This is a genomic window from Microbispora corallina (genome assembly GCF_016863035.1).
Classification (GTDB): Bacteria; Actinomycetota; Actinomycetes; order Streptosporangiales; family Streptosporangiaceae; genus Microbispora; species Microbispora corallina.
Genome location: NZ_BOOC01000013.1, coordinates 72,099 through 97,545 on the forward strand (window position 1 = coordinate 72,099; position 25,447 = coordinate 97,545).

At 73.0% G+C, this 25,447-nt stretch carries 26 protein-coding genes and 1 tRNA gene; 13 read left to right on the forward strand and 14 right to left on the reverse strand.

Annotated features, from left to right (window positions below; translation table 11 throughout):
* Positions 1-31 precede the first annotated feature (31 nt).
* On the forward strand, positions 32-1,930 hold the full coding sequence (locus Mco01_RS15720) for a primary-amine oxidase (RefSeq protein WP_204057648.1): 1,899 nt from the start codon (positions 32-34) through the stop codon (positions 1,928-1,930).
* A gap of 28 nt (positions 1,931-1,958) precedes the next feature.
* On the opposite strand, the gene Mco01_RS15725 is transcribed toward Mco01_RS15720, so the two are convergent.
* On the reverse strand, positions 1,959-3,158 hold the full coding sequence (locus tag Mco01_RS15725; protein WP_204057649.1) for an ROK family transcriptional regulator: 1,200 nt from the start codon (positions 3,156-3,158) through the stop codon (positions 1,959-1,961).
* A gap of 127 nt (positions 3,159-3,285) precedes the next feature.
* Between Mco01_RS15725 and Mco01_RS15730 the strand changes: the two genes are divergently transcribed.
* From Mco01_RS15730 to Mco01_RS15755, 6 genes are read left to right on the forward strand one after another with little or no spacing between them, the layout of a single operon-like run.
* Positions 3,286-4,563, forward strand: a complete 1,278-nt coding sequence (locus tag Mco01_RS15730; protein ID WP_204057650.1) for an extracellular solute-binding protein — start codon at positions 3,286-3,288, stop codon at positions 4,561-4,563.
* Positions 4,560-5,513, forward strand: coding sequence for a carbohydrate ABC transporter permease (locus Mco01_RS15735; protein ID WP_204057651.1), 954 nt, complete (start codon positions 4,560-4,562; stop codon positions 5,511-5,513). The genes Mco01_RS15730 and Mco01_RS15735 overlap by 4 nt, the downstream gene beginning before the upstream one ends.
* Positions 5,510-6,361, forward strand: a complete 852-nt coding sequence (locus Mco01_RS15740; RefSeq protein WP_204057652.1) for a carbohydrate ABC transporter permease — start codon at positions 5,510-5,512, stop codon at positions 6,359-6,361. The genes Mco01_RS15735 and Mco01_RS15740 overlap by 4 nt, the downstream gene beginning before the upstream one ends.
* A 46-nt stretch (positions 6,362-6,407) precedes the next feature.
* Positions 6,408-7,442: an SIS domain-containing protein gene (locus Mco01_RS15745; RefSeq protein ID WP_204057653.1), complete on the forward strand. Its 1,035-nt coding sequence runs from the start codon at positions 6,408-6,410 to the stop codon at positions 7,440-7,442.
* Entirely contained in the window at positions 7,439-8,368 is a 930-nt protein-coding gene (locus tag Mco01_RS15750; RefSeq protein ID WP_204057654.1) for an N-acetylglucosamine kinase, read from the forward strand. Before Mco01_RS15745 ends, Mco01_RS15750 begins: the two co-directional genes overlap by 4 nt.
* A 23-nt stretch (positions 8,369-8,391) precedes the next feature.
* Entirely contained in the window at positions 8,392-9,843 is a 1,452-nt protein-coding gene (locus tag Mco01_RS15755) for an aldehyde dehydrogenase family protein (protein ID WP_204057655.1), read from the forward strand.
* A gap of 48 nt (positions 9,844-9,891) precedes the next feature.
* On the opposite strand, the gene Mco01_RS15760 is transcribed toward Mco01_RS15755, so the two are convergent.
* A complete protein-coding gene (locus tag Mco01_RS15760) occupies positions 9,892-10,284 on the reverse strand; it encodes a ChaB family protein (protein WP_204057656.1) in 393 nt (130 codons plus the stop codon).
* A gap of 40 nt (positions 10,285-10,324) precedes the next feature.
* A complete protein-coding gene (locus Mco01_RS15765) occupies positions 10,325-10,582 on the reverse strand; it encodes a DUF6458 family protein (RefSeq protein ID WP_204057657.1) in 258 nt (85 codons plus the stop codon).
* Positions 10,583-10,671: 89 nt separating this feature from the next.
* On the opposite strand from Mco01_RS15765, the gene Mco01_RS15770 reads away from it, so the two are divergent.
* Entirely contained in the window at positions 10,672-11,199 is a 528-nt protein-coding gene (locus tag Mco01_RS15770) for a shikimate kinase (RefSeq protein WP_239103634.1), read from the forward strand.
* On the opposite strand, the gene Mco01_RS15775 is transcribed toward Mco01_RS15770, so the two are convergent.
* The 3 genes from Mco01_RS15775 to Mco01_RS15785 form a co-directional block, all read right to left on the reverse strand.
* A complete protein-coding gene (locus Mco01_RS15775) occupies positions 11,179-11,646 on the reverse strand; it encodes an ATP-binding protein (RefSeq protein WP_198167522.1) in 468 nt (155 codons plus the stop codon). The two genes, Mco01_RS15770 and Mco01_RS15775, sit on opposite strands and share 21 nt — an antisense overlap.
* A gap of 289 nt (positions 11,647-11,935) precedes the next feature.
* Positions 11,936-12,883, reverse strand: a complete 948-nt coding sequence (locus Mco01_RS15780; protein WP_204057658.1) for an aldose 1-epimerase family protein — start codon at positions 12,881-12,883, stop codon at positions 11,936-11,938.
* Positions 12,884-13,058: 175 nt separating this feature from the next.
* Positions 13,059-13,295, reverse strand: a complete 237-nt coding sequence (locus tag Mco01_RS15785; RefSeq protein ID WP_036331426.1) for a hypothetical protein — start codon at positions 13,293-13,295, stop codon at positions 13,059-13,061.
* Positions 13,296-13,531: 236 nt separating this feature from the next.
* On the opposite strand from Mco01_RS15785, the gene Mco01_RS15790 reads away from it, so the two are divergent.
* From Mco01_RS15790 to Mco01_RS15810, 5 genes are all read left to right on the forward strand, one after another.
* Entirely contained in the window at positions 13,532-14,743 is a 1,212-nt protein-coding gene (locus Mco01_RS15790; protein ID WP_239103635.1) for a glycosyltransferase, read from the forward strand.
* Positions 14,737-15,579 carry an SGNH/GDSL hydrolase family protein gene (locus Mco01_RS15795; RefSeq protein WP_204057659.1) on the forward strand — a complete coding sequence of 281 codons (843 nt, stop codon included), beginning with the start codon at positions 14,737-14,739 and terminating at the stop codon, positions 15,577-15,579. Before Mco01_RS15790 ends, Mco01_RS15795 begins: the two co-directional genes overlap by 7 nt.
* Before the next feature lie 70 nt (positions 15,580-15,649).
* Positions 15,650-16,804 carry a glycosyltransferase family 4 protein gene (locus Mco01_RS15800; RefSeq protein WP_204057660.1) on the forward strand — a complete coding sequence of 385 codons (1,155 nt, stop codon included), beginning with the start codon at positions 15,650-15,652 and terminating at the stop codon, positions 16,802-16,804.
* 47 nt (positions 16,805-16,851) lie between these two features.
* Positions 16,852-17,412 (forward strand): DoxX family membrane protein, encoded by a 561-nt coding sequence (locus Mco01_RS15805; protein ID WP_204057661.1) that lies wholly within the window; start codon positions 16,852-16,854, stop codon positions 17,410-17,412.
* A gap of 113 nt (positions 17,413-17,525) precedes the next feature.
* Positions 17,526-18,701 (forward strand): cytochrome P450, encoded by a 1,176-nt coding sequence (locus Mco01_RS15810; RefSeq protein ID WP_204057662.1) that lies wholly within the window; start codon positions 17,526-17,528, stop codon positions 18,699-18,701.
* Between the two features lie 73 nt (positions 18,702-18,774).
* Here the strand turns inward: Mco01_RS15810 and Mco01_RS15815 are convergent, their stop codons facing one another.
* The 8 genes from Mco01_RS15815 to Mco01_RS15850 all read right to left on the reverse strand — a co-directional run bounded on the left by Mco01_RS15815 (position 18,775) and on the right by Mco01_RS15850 (position 25,327).
* Complete coding sequence (locus Mco01_RS15815) at positions 18,775-19,644, reverse strand: MEDS and STAS domain-containing protein (protein ID WP_204057663.1); 870 nt, start codon at positions 19,642-19,644, stop codon at positions 18,775-18,777.
* Between the two features lie 269 nt (positions 19,645-19,913).
* Positions 19,914-19,987, reverse strand: a tRNA-Lys gene (locus Mco01_RS15820).
* Between the two features lie 65 nt (positions 19,988-20,052).
* Entirely contained in the window at positions 20,053-20,673 is a 621-nt protein-coding gene (locus Mco01_RS15825) for a hypothetical protein (RefSeq protein ID WP_204057664.1), read from the reverse strand.
* Positions 20,674-21,566: 893 nt separating this feature from the next.
* A complete protein-coding gene (locus Mco01_RS15830) occupies positions 21,567-21,968 on the reverse strand; it encodes an OsmC family protein (protein WP_204057665.1) in 402 nt (133 codons plus the stop codon).
* A gap of 5 nt (positions 21,969-21,973) precedes the next feature.
* Complete coding sequence (locus Mco01_RS15835; protein ID WP_204057666.1) at positions 21,974-23,029, reverse strand: HAMP domain-containing sensor histidine kinase; 1,056 nt, start codon at positions 23,027-23,029, stop codon at positions 21,974-21,976.
* Positions 23,026-23,763, reverse strand: coding sequence for a response regulator transcription factor (locus tag Mco01_RS15840; protein WP_204057667.1), 738 nt, complete (start codon positions 23,761-23,763; stop codon positions 23,026-23,028). The genes Mco01_RS15835 and Mco01_RS15840 overlap by 4 nt, the downstream gene beginning before the upstream one ends.
* A 215-nt stretch (positions 23,764-23,978) precedes the next feature.
* The gene (locus Mco01_RS15845; RefSeq protein ID WP_036331418.1) at positions 23,979-24,254 is read right to left on the reverse strand and encodes a hypothetical protein; all 276 of its coding nucleotides are present in this window, start codon (positions 24,252-24,254) and stop codon (positions 23,979-23,981) included.
* Positions 24,255-24,325: 71 nt separating this feature from the next.
* Positions 24,326-25,327 (reverse strand): NADP-dependent oxidoreductase, encoded by a 1,002-nt coding sequence (locus Mco01_RS15850; protein WP_204057668.1) that lies wholly within the window; start codon positions 25,325-25,327, stop codon positions 24,326-24,328.
* Positions 25,328-25,447: the final 120 nt, after the last annotated feature.

Consider the following 25,447-nt stretch of genomic DNA (forward strand, 5'->3'; position numbering starts at 1 on the left):
CAGTGGTATTACCCCAGTGAGAGGGAGCCTCATGGCGACGCCGCATCCGCTCGACCTGCTGAGCGCCGAGGAGATCAGCCGGGCCAGGGACATCCTGGGCGCGGCCGGACACGTCGGCGAGCACACGCGGTTCGCCTACCTGGGCCTGCGCGAGCCGCACAAGTCCGAGGTGCTGTCCCACCGGCCCGGCGACGCCGTCGACCGGGTGGTCCGCGCGTTCCTCGTGGACGTCGCCACCGGACGCCTGGAGGACGTCGAGGTGTCCCTGACGATGGGCGCGGTCCTGGCCGCGAAGGTCGTGGACGGCGCGGCGGACGGCCAGTTCCCGATCCTGGACGGCGACTTCGCGCGGGCCGAGGAGATCGTCCACGCCGACGAGGGCTGGCGGGCGGCCATGGCCAGGCGCGGGCTGACCGACGTGTCAAAGATCCGGGCCTGCCCGCTGACCGCCGGGCGGTACGGCGACCCGGACGAGGACGCCCGGCGGCTCGTCCGCGTGCTCGCCTTCCACCAGGCCGACGAGCACGACGTGCCGTGGGCCCATCCGATCGACGGGGTGGCCGCGTACGTCGACCTCGTCGAGGGCCGGGTGATCAAGCTGGTCGACGAGCGCCTGATGCCGGTCCCGGCCGAGTCGGGAAGCCTGGAGCCCGCCGCGTACCGCACCACGCTGAAGCCGATCGAGATCAGCCAGCCCGAGGGCGTCAGCTTCTCCCTCACCGGCAACCTCCTCGAATGGGAGAAGTGGAGCCTGCGGGTGGGGTTCGACGCCCGCGAGGGACTGACGCTGCACCAGATCGCGTTCGACGACGACGGCAGGCGCCGCCCGGTCGTCTACCGCGCCTCGGTGGCCGAGATGGTCATCCCGTACGGCGACCCCGGCCCGACCCGGTACTGGCAGAACTACTTCGACTCCGGCGAGTACCTGGTCGGCAAGTTCGCCAACTCGCTGACGCTGGGCTGCGACTGCCTCGGGGAGATCGTCTACCTCGACGCCGTGATCGCCGACGACCTCGGCGCGCCCCGCACGATCCGCAACGCCGTCTGCATCCACGAGGAGGACTACGGCATTCTCTGGAAGCACACCGAGATCTTCACGGGGAAGGCCGACACCCGGCGGCAGCGGCGGCTGGTGATCTCGTTCTTCACCACGGTGGGCAACTACGACTACGGCTTCTACTGGTACCTCTACCTCGACGGGACCATCGAGCTGGAGGTCAAGGCCACAGGGGTGGTCTTCACCTCCGCCCACCCCCACCCCGGGTACCCGCACGCGACCGAGGTGGCCCCCGGGCTCGGCGCGCCCAGCCACCAGCACCTGTTCGGCGCCCGCCTCGACATGACCGTGGACGGCCTGGTCAACGCGGTGGACGAGATCGACGTCGAACGGGCCCCTCTCGGCCCGGACAACCCGTACGGCAACGTGATCGGCCGCAGGGTGACCAGGCTGACCACAGAACTGGACGGCGCGCGGCGCGCGGCGGCCGACCGCGGCCGGGTGTGGCGGGTGAGCAACCCGGGCGCGACCAACCGGTTCGGTGAGCCGGTGGCCTACGTGCTCCACCCGCAGCAGCAGCCGATGCTGCTGGCCGACGAGGACAGTGGGATCCACTCCCGGGCCGGCTTCGCGACACGGGACCTGTGGGTCACCAGGTACGCGCCCGACGAGCTCTACCCGGCCGGCGACTACGTCAACCAGAGCCCGCCGGGCCGGGGGCTGCCGGAGTTCGCCCGCCGGAACCGGAGCATCGACGGCGAGGACGTCGTGCTGTGGCACACGTTCGGGCTCACGCACTTCCCCCGCCCGGAGGACTGGCCGGTGATGCCGGTCGACCGGTGCGGTTTCACGCTCAAGCCCAGCGGCTTCTTCGACCGCAACCCGACGCTGGACGTGCCGCCCAGCGCCGCCGGCGGCCACTGCCACGCGTAGAGAAGGCCGGGTGACGCGGCGGCGTGCCTCAGCCGTCGAGGAGGGCGGCCCTGCCCTCCTCGACGGCGAGGCGCACCGCGCCCTTCACCGTCGCCTGCGCGCCGAGCTGGCCCGGCAGGACGAGGGTCGGCCAGCTCGTCTCCTGGAGCACCTTGATCACTCCGGGCAGCAGCAGCGGGTTCTGCCCGACACCGCCGCCGAGGACGACCAGTCCGGGGTCGAGGACGGCCACGATGGCCGCCACCAGCCGGCCCACCTCTGTGGCGTGGTCCTCGACGAGGGACCGGGCGACCGGGTGACCGTCGGCGGCGAGGCTGAACAGCCGCTCCGCGTCGGCCGGGGGCTGTCCCGCGTCCCGCGGCCAGAGCCGCCTGCACCGGGCCATCAGCCCGCCCGCGTCCAGGTGCGCCTCCAGCGCCTTGGGCCGGGGCGGCTGGTTCTCCGCCCAGGGGTAGGGCATGCGGACCACCTCGCCCGCCGCGCCGTTCGCGCCGACCACCACCTGGGAGCGGCTCACGATGCCGAGCGCGATGCCGACGCCCACCTGGACGAAGACGTAGTCCTCCCGGCCCCGGGCCGCGCCCCAGTGCAGCTCCGCCAGGGCGGAGCAGTTGACGTTGTTGGCCACCCGCACCGGCAGGTCCAGGTCGAGCCCCCAGCCCCTCCAGGCGTCGACGAGCGGCGGCCAGATCCCGGCCCACGCGTCGAGGTCCTCCTCCGTCAGCAGCGACCGGTCGGGCGGCACGACCATCGGGATCGCGACGGAGATCGCGCGCAGCGGGCCGCGCGACTCCCCGATGCCGGCCACGACCTCGGGCAGCAGCCGCCGGGCGGCCGACGCGAGGGCCGGGTTGGCGGCGCCGGGGTGCGGGTCGGCCGCCGGATGGGTGCGGTAACGCTCGGCCAGGATCTCCCCGGTGAGCGCGGCCGCCATCACGTGCACCCGCGTCGACCCCAGGTCCACGCCGAGGACGTAGCCCGCCGAGTCCGACAGCGCGTACAGCGCCGCCGACCGGCCGGTGAAGCCCTGCGAGGTGCCGACCATCTCCACCAGGCCGGCCGCCTCGAGTTCGGCAATCGCCAGCGAAACGGTGGGCTTGGACATCTCCAGTTGCGTGCTGATGTAGGGCCGGGTGAACTCGCCGCCGCGCGCGAGAAGGCCCAGGACCGCTCTCCCCGGCGCGGTCAGTTCTGCCGTCTGGTACGGCCGATGCCGACGGTCCCTCATCACTCCAGGTTCTCACGAATCATGACTCGGCCAGTCCTTGACCCGGATCCGAGTTCGTTAGTAATTTAACTAACATACTCCCTGCCTGGGAGAAATAGACAAAAGCGTCTCAGAGGAAGTGATCAGCGTGTCGCTACAGCGGCGTGAGTTTCTCGGGCTGGGCGTGGCGGCCGGCACCGCTGCGTTCCTGGCGGCCTGCGGCGTCCCCGGCGGATCATCGGGCTCCGGGGCCACGGGCCCGCTCCGCGCCCTGTTCATGAAGCAGGCCGGCTACTCGGAGTCCGACATCAACGCGATGATCGGAGCCTTCAAGGCGGCCTACCCGAAGGTCCCCGTCGAGGCCACCTTCGTCGCGTACGAGGCGCTGCACGACAAGATCGTGACCTCGGCCGCGGCGGGCAAGTTCGACGTGGTCCTGATCGACGGCCAGTGGCTCACCGAGTTCGCCACCAAGAAGATGATCATCGACGTCACGTCCCGGTTCAAGCCGGACTGGAAGACGACGATGCTGCCGGTGGAGGAGATCGTCCGATACCAGGACCGCGACTACGCCATGCCGTGGGTCGTCGGCGGCAAGCTCTTCTACTACAACAAGAAGCTCCTGGCGGACAACGGCGTCGCCGAGACCGACATGAAGACCTGGGACGGCGTCCTGGGCGCGGCGAGGACGCTGAAGAAGAAGGGCGCGGTCAAGTTCCCGTTCGTGTGGAGCTGGGCCCAGGCCGAGTGCGTCATCGTCGACTACGGCTCGCTGCTCGCGGCGTTCGGCGGCAGGTGGCAGGACGACCAGGGGAAGTTCGTCTTCAACACGGGCGGCGGCGTCACGGCGCTCGAGTGGATGAAGAGCACGATCGACGAGGGCCTGACCGACCCCTCGTCGCTGAAGTACATCGAGGACGACGTGAAGCGGGTCCTCCTGCAGGGTCAGGCGGCGATGGTCCTCAACTGGGACTACGTGGCCTCGGCCGCCAAGGACCCGCAGCAGAGCAAGGTGGTCGGCGACATCGTCGTCACGACCAGCCCGATCGGCCCCAGCGGGGCGGGCCCCGCCTGCACCGGGTCGAGCAACCTCGCCATCACCACCGGATGCGAGCGGGTCGACGACGCGTGGAACTTCGTGACCTTCCTGGCCAGCCCCGCGCAGCAGGAGGCGCACCCCGACAACATCACGCCCATCTGGGCCGACTCCTACTCCAAGGCGTCGGTGCTGGGCGACAACCCCGAGCTGGCCAAGGCCCACGGCGAGCAGCTCAAGAGCGTGACCGACCGGCCCAAGGTCAACAACTACAACGCCATCAGCCAGGTGATCCAGCAGCAGATCCAGGCGGCGCTGTACGGCCAGCAGAGCCCGCAGGCCGCCCTGGACACCGCCGTGGAGAAGGCCAACGAGCTGGCGACGGCATGACGGGACTGGTGCGACAGCCGACGAGCGCGGGCACGCGGGCGGCGCCGGTCCCGGCCGGCCGCCCGCTCCGCCGCGCCCGGGAGGGCCGCTACGCCCTGGCCCTCCTGACGCCCGCGCTCGTCGTCGTCTTCGGGATCATCCTCTACCCGCTGGGCCGGACCCTCGTCCTGAGCTTCCTGGACGCCGACTCGGTGGTGGAGGCGGCCTACGGCTTCGTCGGCGTGCGCAACTACGCCGACCTGGTGACCGACCCGGCCTTCTGGCAGACCGTGGGCCGTACGGCGGTCTTCACGGTCTTCTCCACCGGGATCGAGCTGGTCGTCGGGGTGCTGCTCGCCCAGTTCCTCAACCAGAGGATCCCCGGCCAGTGGCTCTTCCGCACCGCCGTCATCGTGGTGTGGGCGGTCCCCACGATCGTCAACGCCAACATGTGGCGCTGGATCCTCAACCCCAATTACGGCGCGCTCAACGGGCTGCTCCTGCGGCTCGGCCTGATCGACCACTACCAGGACTGGATCGGCGGCCCCGGCCGCGCCCTGTACGTCGTCGCCGTCGTGGACGCCTGGAAGACGATCCCGCTGGTCGCGATCCTCCTGCTGGCCGGCATGCAGACCATCCCCGCCGACATCTACGAGGCGGCCGCGATCGACGGGGCCGGGGCGCTGCGGCGCTTCCGGCACATGACGCTGCCGCTGCTGAAGCCGGTGATCGCGGTGGTCATCGTGCTGCGCACGATCGAGGCGTTCAAGGTCTTCGACATCATCTACATCATGACCAGGGGCGGCCCTGCCTCCGGCACCACCACCATCGCCTTCTACGCCTACCTCCAGGCCTTCTCCAACCAGCGCTTCGGGCTGGGCTCGGCGATCGCGTTCCTCACGGCCCTGTTCATCCTGGCGCTGTCGCTGGTCTACCTGCGGGCGCTGCGGCAGACGGGATCGGGCCGATGACGCGCCGCCGGACGGGCTACTACGTCCTCATGTACGCCATCGGGGCGGTGCTGCTGGCGGCCGTGTTCGGGCCGATCCTGTGGCTGGTGATCTCGAGCCTGTCCACGCAGGCCGAGCTGCTGAGCGTCCCCACGCACTTCGTCCCCGACCACCCCACGCTCGCCCGCTACCAGGAGATCTTCACCGGCGCGCAGAGCAGCGTGGGCGGCGCCCTGCGGGCCGCGATGGTCAACTCGCTCGTGGTGGCCACGGCGACCGTCGTCATCAGCGGCGTCGCGGCCGTCTTCGGGGCCTACGCGTTCGCCCGGGTGCGCTTCCGGGGCAAGACCCCGGTGCTGCTGCTGTTCCTGGGGACGTACATGATGCCGCCGCTGGCGCTCGTCATCCCGCTGTACCTGATCATGGCGAACCTCGGGCTGCTCGACACCAGGACCGGCCTGGTGCTGGTGAACTGCACGTTCACCACCCCGTTCCTGCTGTGGCTGCTGAGCAACTACTTCGCGGCGCTGCCCGTGGAGCTGGAGGACGCGGCGCAGATCGACGGGCTGAGCCGGCTCGGCGCCCTGTTCAGGATCGTCCTGCCGATCGCCCGGCCGGGCCTGGTGACCGCCGCGATCATGGCCTTCCTCGCCTCGTGGGACGAGTTCTTCTACGCGCTCATCTTCACCGACTCCCCCGCCGCCAAGACCGTCCCCGTCGCGCTGAGCGAGTTCGTGGGCAAGTACGCCAGCCTCGACTTCGGCCTGATGGCGGCGGGCGGCGTCGTTGCCCTGGTGCCCCCGGTCGTGTTCGCCGTGATCCTGCAGCGCCAGATCATGAGCGGTCTCGCCGCGGGCGCCGTCAAGTGACCGGCCGCCGTCACCGGCGGCCAGAGATCAGGAGTGAACGACACACATGTCAGGCAAGTATCGGACTTTCGTCGAGGGGCGCGCCGCGCAGCGCGACGCCCTGGCGGCCATCACCGATCGGGTGACACGGCGGCTGGGCGAGCTGGCGGACGCGGGAAGTCTCCGGGGTGCCGGCCCGCTCTTCGTCGCGATGGGGGCGAGCCTCGCCGCCTGCGCGGCGCCACTGTGGGCGCTGCGCGCCCGCGGTCACGAGGCGTACCGGATCGGCGCCGGCGACGCGCCGCTGCCGCTCACCGTGCGCGGCCGTGCCGTGGTGGCCGTCTCCCAGAGCGGCGGCAGCGTCGAGACGCTTGAGGCCCTCCGGTCGCTGCCGGACGACGTGGAGACGATCGCGGTGGTCAACGTGTGGCCGTCCGACATCGCCGGCGCCGCGCGGGCCGCGGTGGACCTCGGCAACGAGCGGGACAGCTACGCCTCGACCATCGGGTACACCGGCACCCTGGTCGCCCTGGGCGTCCTGGCGGACATGTGGGACGGCGGCGCGCCGGATCCCGGATGGCGGGACCTCCCCGGCCTGCTGGGCGACTTCGAGAAGGAGGCCGCCGCGGCGACGGCCGAGGCCGCGGCCGCGTTCGACGGGGTCTCGTCGGTCGACTTCGTGGGCGACGCGTCCGCCGTGGGCACCGCCGAGGCGGGGGCCCTGCTGTTCCGCGAGGTCGCGCGGGTCCCGTCCACCGCCATGGGCACCCGGCAGTACCTGCACGGGGCGATGGAGTCGGCCGGCGGCACCGCCCACGTGATCGTCGGGGGCGATCGGGAGGTCGCGCTCGGCCGCCAGCTCTCCGAGGCGGGCCATCCGGTGCTGCTGCTCACCTCCCGGGACGTGCCGCCCGGGCCGCTGCTGCGGGTCGTCCGCGTGCCCGGCCTGCCGCCCGCGCAGCGGTCCGTGCTGGAGGCCGTCGTGCTGCAGGGACTCGCGCAGGCGCTGGCCGAGGCCAGGGACGTGCCCATCGAGTCGTTCGTCTTCCACTCCGCCGACACCAAGACCGCCATGGCGGCGTACTCGGGGGAGACGGCGTGAGCGGCGTGCTCGTCGGGCTCGACATCGGCGGCACCAAGACCGCCATCAGGGCGGAGACCCCCGAGGGGACGCCGGCGTGGGAGGCGGTCGAGCCGAGCGGGGACTGGTCCGCCGGACCGGTCGACGCCGCCGCCCGCTGGATCGAGGCCCTCGTCGGACGGCACACGCCGGCCGGCCAGACCGTCCTCGCGGTGGGCGCGGGCGCCCAGGGGTGCGACACCGAGCAGCACTGCCGGGACCTGGCGGACGCGCTGCGCGCCCGGCTCGGCGTCCCCTGCGCGGTCACCAACGACGCGGCGCTGCTGGTGAGCGCCGCCGGGCTGGAGGAGGGCATCGGGGTCATCGCCGGCACGGGCTCCATCGCCGTCGCGGTCGGCCGCGACGGCGGGCTGTCGTTCGCGGGCGGCTGGGGCTGGGTGATCGGCGACGAGGGGAGCGCGGCCGGGCTCGTCCGCGAGGCCGTCAAGGTGGCGCTCGCCCGCGACGACGCGGGGGGCGCTCCCGACGTGCTGCTTCCCCTCCTGATGGACGGGTTCCAGGTGACCGGCCCCGCGGCGCTCGCCCGGGCGGTCAACGACAACCCGGCCGCCGGCTACTGGGCCGACCGCGCCCCGGTCGTCTTCGAGGCCGCGCGGAGGGGCTCGGCCGACGCCACCGAGGTGATCGAGACAGGCGGGAGGCGGCTGGCCGGCCTTGTCGACACCCTCGTCTCCAGGGGGGCCGCCGCGACCGAGGTGGTGACCGGCGGCAGCGTCTTCGTCCGCCAGCCCATGCTGTTCCACGCGTTCCAGGACGCCCTGGCCGAGCGCCACCCGCGGCTTCCGATACGGCTGATGCGCAAGCCGCCCGTGCGCGGGGCGGTGGTCCTGGCCCGCCGCGCCGTCGACCGGCTCGCCCCCGTCCCCGGCGACGAGCCGTCCCCCTGACCCCGACCAGCTCAAGGAGAGACATGAGCGAGCGGCCCACAACTCTCTTCATCGGGGGCGCCTTCGAGCCCCCGTCCGGAGGCAAGACGATCGATGTCCTGGACAAGGCCACCGGCGAGACGCTCGCCACGGTGGACCTGGCCGGCGTGCCCGACGTGGACCGCGCGGTCGCCTCGGCCGCCGCGGCCCAGCCGGCCTGGGCGGCGGCCACGTACGCCGAGCGGGCGGCCGTCCTGCGGCGCGCCGCCGCGATCCTCGAGGAGCGGTCCGGCGAGCTGCGCGAGCTCCTCGTACGGGAGACCGGGTGCATCCCCGGCAAGGCCGACTACGAGATCGGCGCGGCGGCCGGCGAGCTCACCGAGGCGGCCGCGCTGGCCTCCCGGCCGGTCGGCGAGATCCTGCAGACCACCCATCCCGGGCGGCTGTCGGTCTCCGAGCGCGTCCCCCTCGGCGTCGTCGGGCTCATCACGCCGTGGAACTTCCCGCTCGTGCTCGGCATGCGCGTCGTCGCGCCGGCCCTGGCCCTCGGCAACACGGTGGTGCTCAAGCCGTCGCCGGAGACCCCGCTGTCCGGCGGCCTGACGTTCGCCGAGGTGTTCGCGGAGGCCGGCGCTCCCCCGGGCGTGCTCCAGGTCCTGCCCGGCGGCGCGGACGTGGGCGAGCGGATCGTGGAGCACCCCGACGTCGCGATGGTGCACTTCACCGGCTCCACCGCGGTGGGCCGGCGGATCGCCGCCACGGCGGGCGGCCTGCTCAAGAAGGCCTCCCTTGAGCTCGGGGGCAACAACGCGCTGATCGTGCTGGAGGACGCCGACCTGGACCGGGCCGCCATGATCGGCGCCTGGTCGAGCTTCCACTACCAGGGCCAGACGTGCATCACCGCGGGCCGCCACATCGTGGTCCGCGCCGTGGCCGACCGCTACGTGGCCGCACTGGCCGCCAGGGCCGACGCCATCACGGTCGGGAACCCGCACACCGAGCCGGTCGGCCTCGGACCGATGATCAACGAGCGGCAGCGGCGGCGCGCCGAGGAGATGCTGGAGGAGGCTGTCGCGGCGGGAGCGCGGGTGGTCACCGGCGGGTCGGCGCGGCCGCCGTACCTGCGGCCGGCGGTCGTCACCGGCGTCACCCCCGGCATGCGGCTCTGGGACGAGGAGATCTTCGCGCCGATCGCGCCCGTCCTGGTGGTCGACGACGAGGAGGCGGCGGTCCGCGCGGCGAACGACACCGGGTACGGCCTGGTCAACGCCGTCGTCACCGCCGACACACAACGGGGTCTGCGGCTCGCGCGCCGGCTGCGGGGCGGCATGGCGCACGTCAACGACGCGACCCCCCAGGACGAGGCCCTGGCGCCCTTCGGCGGCATCGGCCAGTCGGGCCTGGGCGGCCGTTCGGGCGGCGAGGCGAACCTCGAGGAGTTCACCGAACGCCGCTGGATCACCAGCACGGACGCGCCCCTGCACTACCCGTACTGATCTCGTCCCCGTCCGGGCGGACCCGCGCGGCCCGCCCGGACGGAGGGGTCAGCGGGCCTTGGCGGTGGCGCGGCGGTTCGCCTTCTTGATCGCGTCGACCAGTTCCTCCTTGGACATCTTCGAACGGCCCGGGACGCCGAGACGGGTGGCGACGTCGTAGAGGTGGCGCTTCGACGCGTTGGCGTCCACCCCTTCCGCCGTCTTGCCCGCCTTGGGCGTGCCCTTGGCCGCCTGCTCGTCCGAGGGGCCGCGCCTGCCCTTCTTCTCCCAGTGGTCGCCCACCTTCTCGAAGGAGTGCTTCAGCGCGGCGAACGCCGTCCGGTGCGCCCGTTCGCCCTCGCCGTACGTCTCCACGGCCGAGTCGTGGGCCTTGATCCACGTCTCCTGGGCGTCCTTGGGGGAGCGCTCCAGGGTGGACGGCAGCTCCTTGCGTCCTGGCATGGTCGTGCCTCCCTCCTGCGAGGCCTCCTGCTGAGCGGGCTCAGATCGGGTCGTTGTAGCGCCGCTCCTCGTAGACGTGGCGGCGGGTCGTCGCCTCGTCCACCGGCACGGTCGTCGTCACGGCGGCGGCGCGGCGGGCCGTGGTCAGGCGCCAGATGCCGAACAGCAGCCCGGCGAGGCCTCCCACCATCAGGATTACCCCGATGACCTGGATGTCGATTCCGGCGACGGCGAAGTCGACCGCCCAGGTGAGGATCGCACCGATCATGATGAGGATGATGCTTCCGGCGATGGTCATTGGCTAGTCCTCCTTCGCCTGTGCCTCTATCCCCTCCACGGATTCCAAACGTTCGCGTGCCCCCCTCTTGACCGGGCAGCATGGTGGTCATGACGGACATTCCGGTAGTGGTGACGGGACTCATGGGGGCCGGCAAGAGCACGGTGGCCCGCCTCCTGGCGGACGCGCTCGGCCGTCCGATGCGCGACAGCGACGCCGATCTGGAGGCCAGGTACGGCGCGACCGCCGCGCGGATGGCGGCCGACCTGGGCGCGGACGAGTTGCACGCCAGGGAGTCCCAGGTGCTCCGGGAGGCGTTGGCGGCCCGTCCGGTTCCGGTGGTCGCCGCGGCCGCGAGCACGGTGGACGACCCGGCGGCCCGGGCGGCGCTGGCCTCGGCGTTCGTGGTGTTCCTCGACGGCCCGCCCGAGGTGCTGGCCGAGCGGATGAAGTCGAGCCCGCACCGGCCGCATTTCCAGCCCGACCTGGTGAAGATGCTGGAGGAGCAGCGGGCGCGCAGGCTCGCGCACTTCCTGGAGGTGGCCGACGTGACGGTGGACAGCGGCGCTCGCACGCCTCAGGAGATCGCCGAGCAGGTGCTGGCCCGGCTGGGCGCGTCAGCCCACCGCGACGCGTGAGCGGGAGGGGACGACGGGCACGTGGCGCGGGACGTCGGCCCCGGCGATGAACCACACGGTCTTGCCGCCCCGGGCGTCCCGGGCGACCCCCCAGTCGTCGGCGAGCTCGTTCACGATCATCAGGCCGCGCCCGTCGGTGGAGTCCTCGTCGGCCTCCCGGGGCCGCGGCACGCCCTCCCCCTGGTCGAAGACCTCGCCGTAGACCCAGGCGCCGTTGCTGCCGAGCCGCAGGGTGAACACCGTCCCGCCGTGGCGCACGACGTTGGCCGCCAGCTCGCTCACGATGAGGGAGCAGTCGTCCACGAGCTCGGGCACCCCCCACCTGTCCAGCTCCCGCCGCACGACGCCGCGGGCGACACCGACACTCGCCCCCACGGCGGGCAGGAGGCACTCGGCGGTCCCGACGGGCATAGCGTCGAGCGGCGCCGATCCGAAGGGGAGAGTCACGCGCGCCTCCTCTGAGTCAAATGGGAGCGCTCCCACAGTCACCATACGGCACGTGTCGCGGCTGTGTGAATTCAAAGAAACAGGATTGTTTCCCGCCCAGTGCGCTTCCGTGACCTCACCGTCACCACGACCCGCGCCCCTGCCCCGTCCCGACGTGCGTCGGAGCAGCTCATCCGGGGTGAGGCCGGGACCGGGCCGGACCGGCCCCCGGTTCGCCCCGTTCCGGAGAGCAGATGAAAATAGCTGAAATCACGACGATCGCCTGTCACACCCGCCCCTCAAGGCGGTGTCACGAGAGGGCCCGGACCCCCCAGCGGTGGCTCACGTGGTCGCCGGGGGCGAGCCGGAGCAGGTTCTCCCCCGTCTCGAACGCGTTGGGCGGGCAGCTCATCGGCTCGACCGCGATGCCCGCCCGCCGGTACGGCTCGGGCAGCGGGTCGCCGGTGAAGACCTGGAGCCACTCGACGCCCTCGCCGCCCCACAGCTCGACGCCGTGGGAGCCGTCGCCCGCGCGCAAGATCACGCGGACCAGCCCGTCGGGATCGCGGCGCAGGCCGGTGAACGGCGTGTCCAGCGGCAGGTCGCCGATGGGCCGCGCCCGCCGGAAGTCGTACGGCGTGCCCTCGACGTCCCGGAGCCCGGTGGGGATCTTGCGGTCGTCCAGCTCGGCCCAGGCGGCGGCGGGCATCTCCAGGACGGCGTCGTCGACCAGGCCCTCGCCGAGCGTCAGGTACGGGTGGGCCCCGATCCCGTACGGCGCGGTGCCGGCGCCCACGTTGGTCGCGGTCACCTCGACTTCGAGGCCGCCCCGGCCCAGCGCGTACGTCGCCGTGAGGTCGAGCACGTGCGGGTACCCGAGCTGGGGGAACATCCGCACCCCGAACCGGATGGACGACGGCTCCTCCGCCAGCACGGTCCACGAGAGCAGCCGGGCGAACCCGTGTGCGGCGTTGCCCGTCCTGGGCTCGCTGATCGCGAGCTGCCGTTCCTCGTCGTCGAAGATGTAGCGGCCGTCCCTGACGCGGTTGGGCCAGGGGATGAGGAGCTGGCCGGCCCCGCCCACGGGCGGCTGGTCCTCCGGGTAGTCCATGAGCAGCGGGCGGTCGCCGTATGTCAGGGCGCGGATGCCGCCGCCCACCTCGGTGAGCACGGCCCGGTAGCCCTCGGCCGCGATCGTGTACTGGGCGCCCGTCGGGGGGACGGTGACGGCGCCGGCCGGCGCGCCGTCGCTAACCACGGATTCGGTCACTCCCCGATCGTCTCACCCGTCATGCCGGGCCGATCACCCCACCCGTGCGGCGGCCGTGCCGCTTCTTCCTGAAGCGGCTCCGGTGGCGTGCCAAGCGGTGCGTCGAGGTCATGCCTCATGCGAAGGCGCCGCGCCCTGCGGGTGCGGCGCCGTTCCCCGCGGGTCAGCCAGAGATCACGTGGCTGGCGAGCCCGTCCTGCGCCATCAGCTGCGCGCGCAGCTCGTCCGCGTTCTCGCCGCTCGCGGTCATGATCAGGCCCCGGTCCATCTCGGCGCGGGACAGCGACCTCGTCAGCCGTGTCGCGTACCAGCGGCCGGCGTCGCTCCGCCAGATCGACCAGCGCCCGGCGTACTCGCTGCGCAGCTGACTCCAGGCAGCGTCCTCCGCTGAGAACCGCACTCGTCACCACCTCCAGGCTCGGGTGCCGGGAGACAAGGATGTGCTCATCCGGACACACTTGGTAGTGAGAAGCGGTCTCCCCCGTCCGGAGTCCGCGCCACCGCGCCCCCGTTGAAGATCTTCCGCCGGCTGGGGTCACTTCACCGGTCCTTGATCCGGGCCGTCCCCGCCTCATCCGGCCCATGCCGTGACCGGAAATGACACCGGTATTCGGAGAAGGTTAGGGATCAGGCCATTTGGGGTTATCTGTCCGGGTGGTCGGCCGGTCCACCATCGGCGCAGGCACCGACTCGACGCCGGGATGGATCATGCGGATCGTACGGCTGGCCAACTTCGTCGCCCCCCGCTCGGGCGGCCTGCGCACCGCTCTTGAGGAGCTGGGCGCCGGGTACGCCGCCGCCGGGCACGAGGTCGTCCTGGTGATCCCCGGCGAGCGTCCGGGACGGGCCGAGACCCGGGCCGGGCTGGTCGTCACCGTGCCGGGGCCGCTCGTCCCCGGCACCGGCGGCTACCGCGTCATCACCGCCCGGCGGCCCCTGGCCCGGCTGCTCGACGACCTGGAGCCCGACCGCCTGGAGGTGTCGGACCGCGCGACGCTCCGGTGGACCGGCCGGTGGGCGCGCTCGCGCGGCGTCCGCTCGATGATGGTGTCCCACGAGAGCCTGGACGGCCTGCTGCGCGTGCTCGCGCCCCGCCGGATGCCCGTCCCCCTGTCGAGGCGCCTGGCCGACCGGCTCAACTCCGCGACGGCCCGGTCGTACGACGTGATCGCCTGTACGACGGAGTGGGCGGCGGCCGAGTTCCATCGGCTGGGCGTCCCCAACCTCGTGCGCGTCCCCCTCGGCGTCGACCTCGGCCGTTTCTCGCCCGTCCGCCGCGACCCCGTCCTGCGCGGGTCCCTGGCCCGGCCCGGCGAGCGGCTCCTGGTGCACTGCGGCAGGCTCTCCCCGGAGAAGCGGCCCGAGCGGTCGGTCGAGGCGCTGCGTGAGCTGCGCCGCCGGGGCGTTCCGGCCGTCCTCGCCGTGGCCGGGGACGGCCCGCGGCGGCCGGCCCTTGAGGCGCTCGCGGACGGGCTCCCGGTGCGGTTCCTCGGCCACATCGCCGACCGGGACCGGGTGGCCCGGCTGCTCGCCACCGCCGACGTGGTCGTGGCCCCCGGACCCATCGAGACGTTCGGCCTGGCCGCGCTGGAGGCCCTGGCCTGCGGGACGCCGGTCACCGTGGCGGCCGAGAGCGCGCTCCCCGAGGTCGTCGGCGACGCGGGCCTCACGGCGGCCGGCCGCCCCGAGGCGTACGCCGACGCGATCGAGCGCCTGCTGTCCCGGGACGAGGCGGACCGGCGGGCCGCGGCCCGCCGTCAGGCCGAGCGGTTCGGCTGGCCCGCCTCCGTGGACGGGTTCCTGCGCGCGCACGGACTCCCCAGGCTGATCGGAGATCGACGATGGTGACGACGCGACTGGTGGCCCTCGGCGACTCGGTGACCGAGGGGCTCGGCGACCCGCTGCCGGGCGGCGGCTGGCGGGGCTACGCCGCGCTGCTGGCCGAGGCGCTCGGCCCGCGCGAGGAGGTGCTGTTCGGCAACCTCGCCCACAGCGGCGCGACCTCCCGCGACCTGGCCGCCGCCCAACTGCCCCGCGCCCTGTCCCTGCGGCCCACGCTGGCCACGGTGCTTGCCGGGGTGAACGACACCCTCCGCGGCGACTTCTCGCTGCCCGCCATCGCGGCCGACCTGGACGCCGTCGTGGCCGGGCTGCGCGACGGCGGCGCGACCGTGCTCACCGCCCGCCTCCCCGACCCCGGCCTCATGCTCGGCGTGCCGGACCTGGTCCGCCGCCCGCTCACCCGCCGCGTACGGGGGATCAACGCGATCCTCGACCGCCTCGCCGAGCGGTACGGCACCGTCCACGTCGACCTGGCCGCGCACCCCGCGCTGTACGAGCGCCGGATGTGGGGCGTCGACCGGCTGCACCCGAGCGAGCGCGGCCACCGGTTGCTGGCCCGCCTGTTCGCCGGCGAGCTCGCGGCGCGCGGGATCGCGGTGCGGGCCCTGCCCGACCAGGAGCCGTCCGGCCCCGTCCCCTCGGCCTGGGACGGCGTGCGCTGGATGGCGGTCGAGGGCACCGGCTGGGTGGTGCGCCGCTCGCGCGACTTCCTGCCCAGGCTCGGCGCGCTCGTCCTCGCCGAGGCGTGGCACGCCGCCCGCGGCCGCACCGCCCTGCTCGACGAGCGCTCGGCGGCGGAGCTGGACCCGGTGCTGCGCCGCATCCGCCCGACCCCTGTCTGACCCCTGTCGACCGCTGTCCCGGCCGCTGTCCTGACCGGACGGCGGCCGGCCCAGAGACGGAGATCACGCCATGAGAGTCGCCATCGTCGCCGAGTCGTTCCTCCCCCAGGTCAACGGCGTGACGAACTCCGTCTGCCGGGTCCTCGACCATCTGGCCGCGGAGGGCCACGAGGCCATGGTCGTCGCGCCGTCGCGGGGGCCGGCCGGCTACGCCGGGTTCCCGGTGCACGCCACCCCGGCGTTCCGGCTGCCGTTCTACCGGTCGTTCCGGGTCGGTCTGCCCAGCCGGAGGATCACCTCCCGCCTGGCGGACTTCAAGCCCGACGTCGTCCACCTCGCCTCCCCCACGGTGGTGGGCGCCTCCGGGGTGGCCGCCGCCGCGCGGCTCGGCGTCCCGGCGGTCGCGGTGTTCCAGACCGACCTGGCCGGTTTCGCCCGGCAGTACGGCCTGCGCGGGGCGGACCCGGCGATCTGGGCGTGGCTGCGGCACATCCACGTCCGGGCGGCCCGCACGCTCGCGCCGTCCACCGCGACGATGGCCGAGCTGGAGGCGCACGGCGTGCCGAGGCTGCGGCTGTGGGGGCGCGGCGTGGACCTCGACCGCTTCAACCCCGCCCACCGCGATGAGGGGCTGCGCCGCGAGCTTGCCCCCGGCGGAGAGGTGATCGTCGGGTACGTCGGCCGGCTGGCCGCCGACAAGCGCGTCCACCTGCTGGCCGAGCTGGCCGACCTGCCGGGCGTGCGGCTGGTGGTGGTCGGGGACGGTCCCGCCGCGCCCGGGCTGCGCCGCCGCCTGCCCGGCGCCGTCTTCTGCGGGCTGCGCACCGGGGCCGAGCTGTCCCGGACCCTCGCGTCGTTCGACGTGTTCGTGCACACCGGGGCGAACGAGACGTACTGCCAAGCCGTGCAGGAGGCGCTGGCGGCGGGCGTCCCGGTGGTCGCGGCGGCCGCCGGAGGCCCGCTCGACCTCGTGCGGCCCGGCGGCAACGGCCTGCTCTATCCGCCGGACTCGCCGGCGCTCATGCGCGAGGCCGTGAGACGGCTGGTCGCCGACCCGGCGGCACGCGCCCGGATGGGCGAGGAGGCCCGGCGCTCGGTGCTCTCCCGCACGTGGACCTCGCTGTGCGAACGGCTCGTCGAGCACTACGAGGCCGTCCTCGGCGAGGGCGAGGCCGCGTGGACGGCCTCCGCCCCCGACCCGTCGGCGGCCCCGGCGGGCGCCTGACCCGAGATTGGACGAGTCAGGCGGACGTCCCCGGGAAGGAGGCGGTCATGGCTGACATCGGCAGACACGACATCGGACTGCTGGCGCTGCGGCTGGGCGTCGGCGGAGTGCTGTTCGCCCACGGCGCGCAGAAGCTGTTCGGCTGGTTCGGCGGGGGCGGGATGACCGGCACCACCGCGATGATGGAGAAGTCCGGCTTCACGCCGGCCCGGCACAGCGCGCTGGCCTCCGGGCTCGGCGAGGCCGGAGGGGGCGGCCTGCTCGCCCTCGGCCTGGCCACGCCGGCCGCCGGCGCCGCCGCCGCGGCGGCGATGACCGCGGCCGCCTCCGTGCACGTGCCCAACGGGTTCTTCTCGACCCAGGGCGGGCTGGAGTTCCCCGCGCTGCTCGGGGCCGCCTCGGCCGCGCTGGCGGTGGCCGGCCCCGGACGGCTCTCGGTGGACCACCTGCTCGGCGACCGGCTCAACCGGCTGTGGATGGTCCCCGTCGGGTTCGCCGTGGCCGCCGCCGCGGCGACCGTCGTGATCGGACGGCGAACGCGGCGGATGAGGCGCTCCGAGGAGAGGACCCCCCGACCGGAGCCCGTGAGCGTGGATCAGGGCGGGTGAGCACCTGTTCCGGAGATGGGGAAGCCCCTCCTAAGACATGGTTTCGCTACTTGTCCAGGGACGGGTCGGATGAGAGCTTCGAGAGGTTGACGCCTTTTGAAGGGATCTCTGACATGTCCGGACTCCCTCAGTTGCCGTTCGAGCGGGCGGACGCCCTGGACGTCTCCCCCGGCTTCGCCGACCTGCGCGCGAAGTGCCCGGTCACCAAGGTCCTGACCGAGACCGGTGACGAGGCGTGGCTCGTGACGGGGTACGACGAGGTCAGGGAGGTCTTCGCGGACGAGCGGTTCGGCCGGTCGCACCCGGCCCCGGAGTCGGCCCCCCGGCTGTCGCGGAACGCGTTGATCGGCGGCCCGAACGGCGACCACGCGACCGAGCGGTCCGTGCACGGCCGGATGCGCCGCCTGCTCGCGCCCGCGTTCTCGGCGCGGAGGATGCAGAGCCTGTCGGGCCGGGTCCAGACGCTCGTGGACGGCCTCCTTGACGACCTGGCCGACCAGGGGCCGCCCGCCGACCTGCACGAACGGCTGTCGGTGCCGCTGCCGATCCAAGTGATCTGCGAGCTGCTGGGCGTGCCGTTCGAGGACAGGGACAGGTTCCGGGCCATCGCGGAGGACATGACCGACCTCACCGACCTGGCCCGCTCCGCCGCCGCCCGGGACGCGATGGGCGAGTACACGTACGCCATCGTGCAGGCCAAGCGGGAGCACCCGGGCGAGGACGTGTACTCCGACCTGGCCACGGCCGACCTGCCCGAGTCCGAGATCGCCCGGATCGCCGGCGGCCTGCTGTTCGCGGGCCACGAGACGACCGTGAACCAGATCGACTACGGCGTGCTGCTCCTCCTGCGCCACCACGACCAGCGGGAGGCCCTGATCCGCGACCCGTCGCGGGCCGCCGACGCGGTCGAGGAGATCATGCGCTTCGCCGTGCCCAGCGAGCACGGGCTCGTCCGGTACGCCCACGAGGACGCCGAGATCGCGGGCGTCCGGATCCGCGCCGGCGAGCTGATCATGCTGTCCACGCCGGCGGCCAACCGGGACGAGCGGGTCTTCGCCGACCCCGACCGCTTCGACATCTCCCGCGACCTCGCCATCCCGCACGTCGGGTTCGGCTACGCCATGCGCTACTGCCTGGGCGCGAGCCTCGCGCGGGTGGAGCTGCGGGCCGTTTTCGGCTCGCTGTTCCAGCGCTTCCCCGGCCTGCGGCTGGCCGTGCCGTACGAGGACCTGCGGCCGCGGGCCGACCGCCTGACGGGCGGATTCCGGGAGCTGCCGGTCAGCTGGTGACGCGAGGCGCCCAGCGGGCCGGGGTTGACGGGGTCGGCGGATGCGCGGGGCCGGCGGATGCGCGGGGTGCGCGTCAGCCGTCGTGGTGGAGGCCGGTCCCCGGGATCCAGCCGCCGCCGAGCAGGGTCAGCAGGCGGGCGACGCCGGAGGGGCAGCCGGCGATCCGCATCCCGGTGGGCAGGACGCGCGCGGTCCGGATCAGCAACCGCGCCACCGCCGCGTCGGCGAAGCGCAGCTCGGTGAGGTCGAGGGTCAGGGGCTCGTCGGTGAGGGGCAGGTCGCCGGCGAGGCTCGCCAGGGTGGCGGCGAGCGCGTGGCGGTTGGAGGCGTCCGCCTCGCCGATGAGCCTCAGTCCCAGCGGCCGAGACGTGCGGCGCATCCGCAGGAGCGGCGCCCAGTCCGCGTCGTCCGCCGGCTCCAGGGTGGAGGGGTGGACGGCGGCGATCGCGTCCAGTTCCTCCTCCGGGAAGATCCGCCGGTCGTACAGGCACAGGGCGAGCGCGTCGTCCCGGGAGAAGAACCGGGTGGCCTCGCGCTCGTAGCGCAGCAGCCGCTCCGCCACCGCGCCGTCCCCGGCCGCCCACGCCATGTCGCCCATCGCCCACAGCCCGGTGTAGCCGCCCTCCCGGGCGCGCGCGATCTCCCGCTCCCACCCCGCGATCGCCGTCCCGACGTCGAAGCCGTCCGACGTCAGGTAGCCGTCCCCGGCGCGGGCCACCTCGAACTGGCCGCGGTCGCACAGCACCCGCCCGTCCACGCCCCGGGAGGCCAGCTCCTCGAGTACGGCGCCGGGCGACCGCACGGCGAAGTAGACCACCTTGTGGCCGCGCTTCACTCCACCCCTGACGAAGCCGGCGACGGTCTCGGCCCGCTGGCCCTCCTCGCCGTAGACCCGGCACACATGGTCGCCCGGGCTCAGCCGATCGAGCACGGATGCGTCCATGACGGTCCCCCTCACCACGGCCGCGGTGGCGCTCCGGCCCCGCTCAGCCGTGTACGGCCATCCCCCTTGACTATAGGCCTCGGCAAACCGCCGGCCCCGGTGACGCTCGAACCCCACCTCACGCGCCCGCGCCGCGCATGGCCGGGGACGAGGACGGGTGGCACCTGCACGATCTCCTCGGCACCTGAACGCGCACCGCCGGGGATCCGTCACCGGCGACGGCAAAGGAAAAGCCCCGGGTCTTCCGTGGAAGACCCGGGGCTTGTCGGTGCGCCGCCAGGGACTCGAACCCCGGACCCGCTGATTAAGAGTCAGCTGCTCTAACCAACTGAGCTAGCGGCGCTTGCGACGTGCGTAACCTTAGCAGTCCCGGGGACGGTCCGCACATCGACGAACGGGGGTTGTGGATCAGCCCTGCCAGGCGCCGGAGGAGAAGGGGAGCGGCTCGCCGCGGGTGCCCGGCCCGTCGCCCCACTTGGTGACGATGTAGTCGACCTGGATGTGGCCGTCCTCGCCGTTCACGGTCAGCGTGTCGTCGTTCCAGTCGTTGCCGGTCAGCTGGGCGAAGGTCTTGCCGTCGATGTCCAGCATGACGCCCTCGTCCGACGGGACGCCCGGGCCGCGGTCGCCGATGAAGAACTTGGCGCTCTTGCCGTTGTAGAAGATGTAGCCCTCGGTGCCGAGCGGCCAGCTCGGGCTGGCGAACAGTCCCTTCTGCATGGGCTTGCCGATCGCCGGCAGGCCCGTGTCGCCCTGGCGGCCGGAGGAGTCGTCCCAGAAGTAGGAGCCCTTGGTGCTGCCGCGCAGCAGCACCCGCTCGTTGACGGGGAGCACGGCCCCGGGCAGGGCGGCCGCGGACACAGCCGTGGCGGACAGGGCGGCGGACACCGTGGTGACGGCCTGGTTGACCGGCTTCCCGACCGGGGCGGGAGCGGCGGCGATGAGCGAACCGCCGACGACGACGGCGCCCGCACACATGGCCACGCACGCGACGCTTCGGTTGTGGCGCAGGTCAAACAGTGTCTTCATCAAGAGAGGGGATCTTTCGTGAGACGACAGGGGCTGGCCTTGTAGCAAGGGGCCTGCAGGGTCACGGCAGTCCGCTGAGAGGGACCACGGGCCGGGCGGATGTGTCGGTGATCACCCGGCGTCGTGCGCTCTGGCGCTGGCTATGGCGACCGGCCGGAAGGCCGTCGTGAGTCAGACGTGTGATCCGTACCGGGACGCGGAGGTCGTGGTGGGGTCTCCCACAGCGATCTCCTCTCCCGGCCAATCCAGCCACCGGTCGGCGGCGAAAGCGACACTACCGGACAAGTCAGGACGGGGCAAAGTAAAACTCACAAAACGCCCAGAAGATCTACCCGGTTAGGCCAAGCCCGACTGCGAACGCCAAGCCCCTCCCACGAAAGCCCTCACCGTCCCGCCGGGCCGCCGCCCGCCCCGCACGGCAGGCGCCGGCAAAATACCCAACCCGTACGGCAAGCCGGGGCGGCCACATTCAAGAAGGGCGCCCCCGACACCACGCCGAGGCAAAGAACAGACAGAAAAGCGCCGCCACGAGATCACCGTGACGGCGCTTTTCCTTCACCAAACGAGGGTCAATACGGGGGCCGGCCGTGATCGCGGACGGGCGGCGCGAGAGCACGTCGGGCGGGCCCGGACGGGGGAGGATCCGGGGACGAAAATGCCGGAGCCGGGCAGTCCCCCAACTGCCCGGCTCCGGATCGAAGCGGTTCCGCCAGGAATGCCCTCCCCAAAGGCACCGGCGGGTCCCCCGCTTTCCGGACGCGGTTCCCCCATCCGCGTCCTTTTTCAATAAAGTCCGTGTGGCGTCCTCATCTGGAGGACTTGCTTCAACAGTACAAGCGCAGTTGTCATGAAGTCGTAAGACGGAGGTGGATTTTCGTCCTACATCCGGGCCGTCATGCCTGGGGCGCGCTAGGAGGCAGCTCCAGCCGGACCTCCGTGCCCGCGGCCAGCGACCTGCTGACCGTGCAGTGGCGCTCGTGGACCCGCTCGGCGACGGCCTCGAACACCTCCCGCGACTCCTCCGACGGCAGCTCCACGTCGTAGGTCACGGTGACCGACCGCAGCAGCGTGGGGGCGGCCTTCTCGGCGGTCACGTCGACGGCCAGCCGCACCAGCCGGTGGCCGCGCTGGGCCGTCAGCGGCTCGACGGTCATGATGTTGCATCCGCCGACGGCCGCGAGCAGCAGTTCGAGCGGGCTGAACAGCCCGTCACCCGTCGCCATGACGATCTCGCCGCCCCGGTCGTTGCGGGCGACGAAGCCGTCCTCGGTCCGCTCGACGCGTACAGAGCCCATGTCCGTCACCCTACTGGCAGCGCCAGTCTGACGAGCGTGCCGCCGCCGGGGGCCGGGGCGGCCGAGACGCTGCCGCCGTGGCTGTCCACCACCTGGCCCACGATCGCGAGCCCGAGGCCGGAGCCGGGCAGCGACCGCGCGGCCGGGGCCCGGTAGAACCGGTCGAACACATGGGGGAGGTCCTCCGGCGCGATCCCCGGGCCGTGGTCCCGCACGGTCAGCACGCCGTCCCGCAGCGACACCTCGACCCGGCCGGCCGGGGGGCTGTACTTGGCGGCGTTGTCGAGCAGGTTGGCCACGGCCCGAGCCAGGCGTTCCGGCACGCCGCGGACCACGGACGGCTCGGCGGACACCGTGTAGGAGGTCGCGGGCCAGTGCCGCGCGGCCCGGGCCACCTCCCGCCGCACCAGCTCGTCGAGCCGTACGGTCTCCACCAGCGCCGCGGGCTCCTCGTCCCGGGCGAGCTCGACCACGTCGGAGACGAGCGCCGTGAGCTCCTCCAGCCCGCTCACGACCGCCCGGCTCACGTCGTCGCGGTCCTCCGGCGGCAGCTCCCCCCGGATGAGGAGCTCCACATTGGTCCGTACGGCGGTCAGGGGTGTGCGCAGCTCGTGGGACGCGTCGGCGACCAGGCGTTTCTGCGCCTTGGCCGAGCGTTCGAGGGCGTCGAGCATCGTGTTGAAGCTGCGGGCGAGGCTCGCCAGCTCGTCGTCCCCCGTCACCTGGATGCGGGTGGTGAGGTCGCGGGTGGTGGCGACCCGCCTGGCCGCGTCCCGGAAGTGGTTGACCGGCCGGAGGGCGGCCCGCGCGGCCAGCCAGCCGAGGGCGCCGGACAGCACCAGGCCGCCCAGGGCGACCGCGAAGAACGGCCAGCCGAGGTCGTCGACGTCGGCGAGCCCGGCGAGCACCCCGGCCGGGGGCCGGTCCGGGTAGCCGTCGAACCGCCCGAGGGCGCTCTCGACCCTCCGGCAGGTGATCAGGTAGGCCGCGACGATGACCACGATCACGCTCACCGCGGCGGCGAGCGCGGAGGCCAGGGCGAGCCGCCAGCGGAGCTTCACCGCGCCTCCCCCGGCCCGTCGCCGCCGTCGGCGAGGTCCGGGTCCCGCAGGCAGTACCCCAGGCCGTGCACCGTGTGGATGAGCCGGGGCTCCCCACCGGCCTCCGTCTTCTTGCGGAGGTAGCGGATGTAGACCTCCAGGGGGTTCGACCCGGGCCGGAAGGCGTAGCCCCAGATCCGTTCCAGGATGACCTGCCGGGTGAGGACCTGGCCGCCGTTGCGGATGAGCAGGTCGAGCAGGGCGTACTCGGTCCTCGTCAGGTCGATCAGCCGGGAGCCGCGCCTGGCCTGCCTGCTGTCGGGCAGTAGCACGAGGTCGGCGAAGCCCTCGGCGGGGGGCGCGGCCGTGCGGCGCAGCAGCGCCCGCACCCGGGCGAACAGCTCCTCCAGCGCGAACGGCTTGATCAGGTAGTCGTCGGCTCCGGCGTCGAGCCCGGCCACCCGGTCGCCCACCCCGTCGAGGGCGGTGAGCATGAGCACGGGCAGCCGGTGGCCGTCGCCGCGCAGCGTCCGGCACACCTCCAGGCCGTCCATCTGGGGCATGAGCACGTCGAGGACCACGAGGTCGGGAGGGCCGGCGCCGATGGCCTCCAGTGCCGACGGGCCGTCGCCGGCCGTCGCCACGCCGTAGCCCTCGACCCGCAGCGCCCGCGCCACCGCGTCGCGCACCTCGGGCTCGTCGTCGACGACCAGCACACGCGTCTTGACCACAGCGACATCCTGACCAGGTGACATGAGAAGGGGCTGAAGAAACCGCCCTGGCAGGCTACTCGCTCATATTCGGCTCACGACCGCCGGTGACCGGGGCGGCCACAGGTCCGGCCGGACGCACTCGTCTCCGGCGTTCATGGCCGCCGGGCGCCCGGGGCGACGCCGGGGCCGCACTCCCGCGGCGACGCACGGCGTTCCGCCGCGGCCTCGCCGGTCGGCGGGCCGTGGCGGGACGGCGATCACGCGTCGGGGTGTTTGGACAGGTACTCGACGTAGACGGGCCGCAGCGCGTCGCCCAGCTCGCCCTCACCCGCGGCCATGGCGTCGCTGAGCAGCGCAGACACGCGGCTGAGGTCGTTGGCCGTCTCCTCGCTGTTGCCGCTGGCGGCCTCGGCCGCGGGGATCACCTTCAGCAGGTCCCACAGGAAGCCGAAGTCGCCATGCCGCACGGCGTACCGGACCGCTCGGTCATGCAGCTCCTTCGCCGGCAGCGACTCGAGCTCTTCCACGTCCATTCAGCCTCACCCCCAAGAGGGGTGATTTCCCCCAAGTTTGCCGCTTATACCCGCAAGTAAGGATATGCAGGTCAGAGGCGCACGATCATTTTGCCGACGTTCTCGCCCCGCAGCATGCCGATGAACGCGGCGGGGGCGTTGTCCAGCCCGTCGGCCACGGTCTCCTGGTACACGATCCGTCCCTCGCGCAGCCAGGCGCCCACCTCGTCGACCATGGCCGGCATGCGGGAGTAGTGGTCGCCGACGATGAAGCCCCGGAGGGTGAGCCGCCTGCCGATCGCGAGGGACAGGTTGCGCGGCCCCGGCTGGGGGTCCGCACGGTTGTAGACCGCGATGGCGCCGCACAGGGCCACCCGGCCGTGCGGCCGGAGGGCGCCGATCGCGGCCTCCAGGTGGTCGGCGCCCACGTTGTCGAAGTAGACGTCGATGCCGTCCGGCGCGGCCGCCGCGAGCTGCTCGGCCACCGGCGCGTCGCGGTAGTCGAACGCGGCGTCGAAGCCGAGCCGCTCCGTGAGGAACGCGACCTTCGCGGCCGACCCGGCGCTGCCGATCACCCGGGAGGCGCCCTTGAGCCGGGCGATCTGGCCCACGAGGCTCCCGACGGCTCCGGCCGCCCCGGAGACGAACACCGCGTCGCCGTCCTTGAACCCGGCCACGTCGAGCAGGCCGGCGTACGCCGTGAGACCGGGCATCCCCAGCACTCCGAGGTACGCCGAGGGCGACACCCCCGGGACGTCGGGGACCTTCCGCACGGCCCGGGCGTCGAGCAGAGCGTGCTCCCGCCAGCCGTGGTTGTGCAGGACCACATCCCCCTTGGCCAGTCCGGGGGCGCGGCTGTCGACCACCTCGCCGACCGCTCCCCCCTCGAGCGGCTCGCCGAGCCGGTACGGCGGCACGTACGACTTGACGTCGTTCATCCGCCCCCGCATGTACGGGTCGACGGACATGAACAGGTTCCTCACGAGCACCTGACCCTCGGCCGGCTCGGGAAGATCGGTCTCGGCGAGGTCGAAGTCGGCGGGCTCCGGCCACCCCTTCGGCCGGGACGCGAGGCGGATCTCGCGGGTTCTCATGACGTCTCCTGTCCGGCGGCGACGGTTGTCGGGCGCGTCCATCCGACCACAGCGCGCACGCGCGCGTTCCCGGGGGGTGCTGGCCCGGTGTCCGGAGCGTACTTTCCGCACGTGACCCGC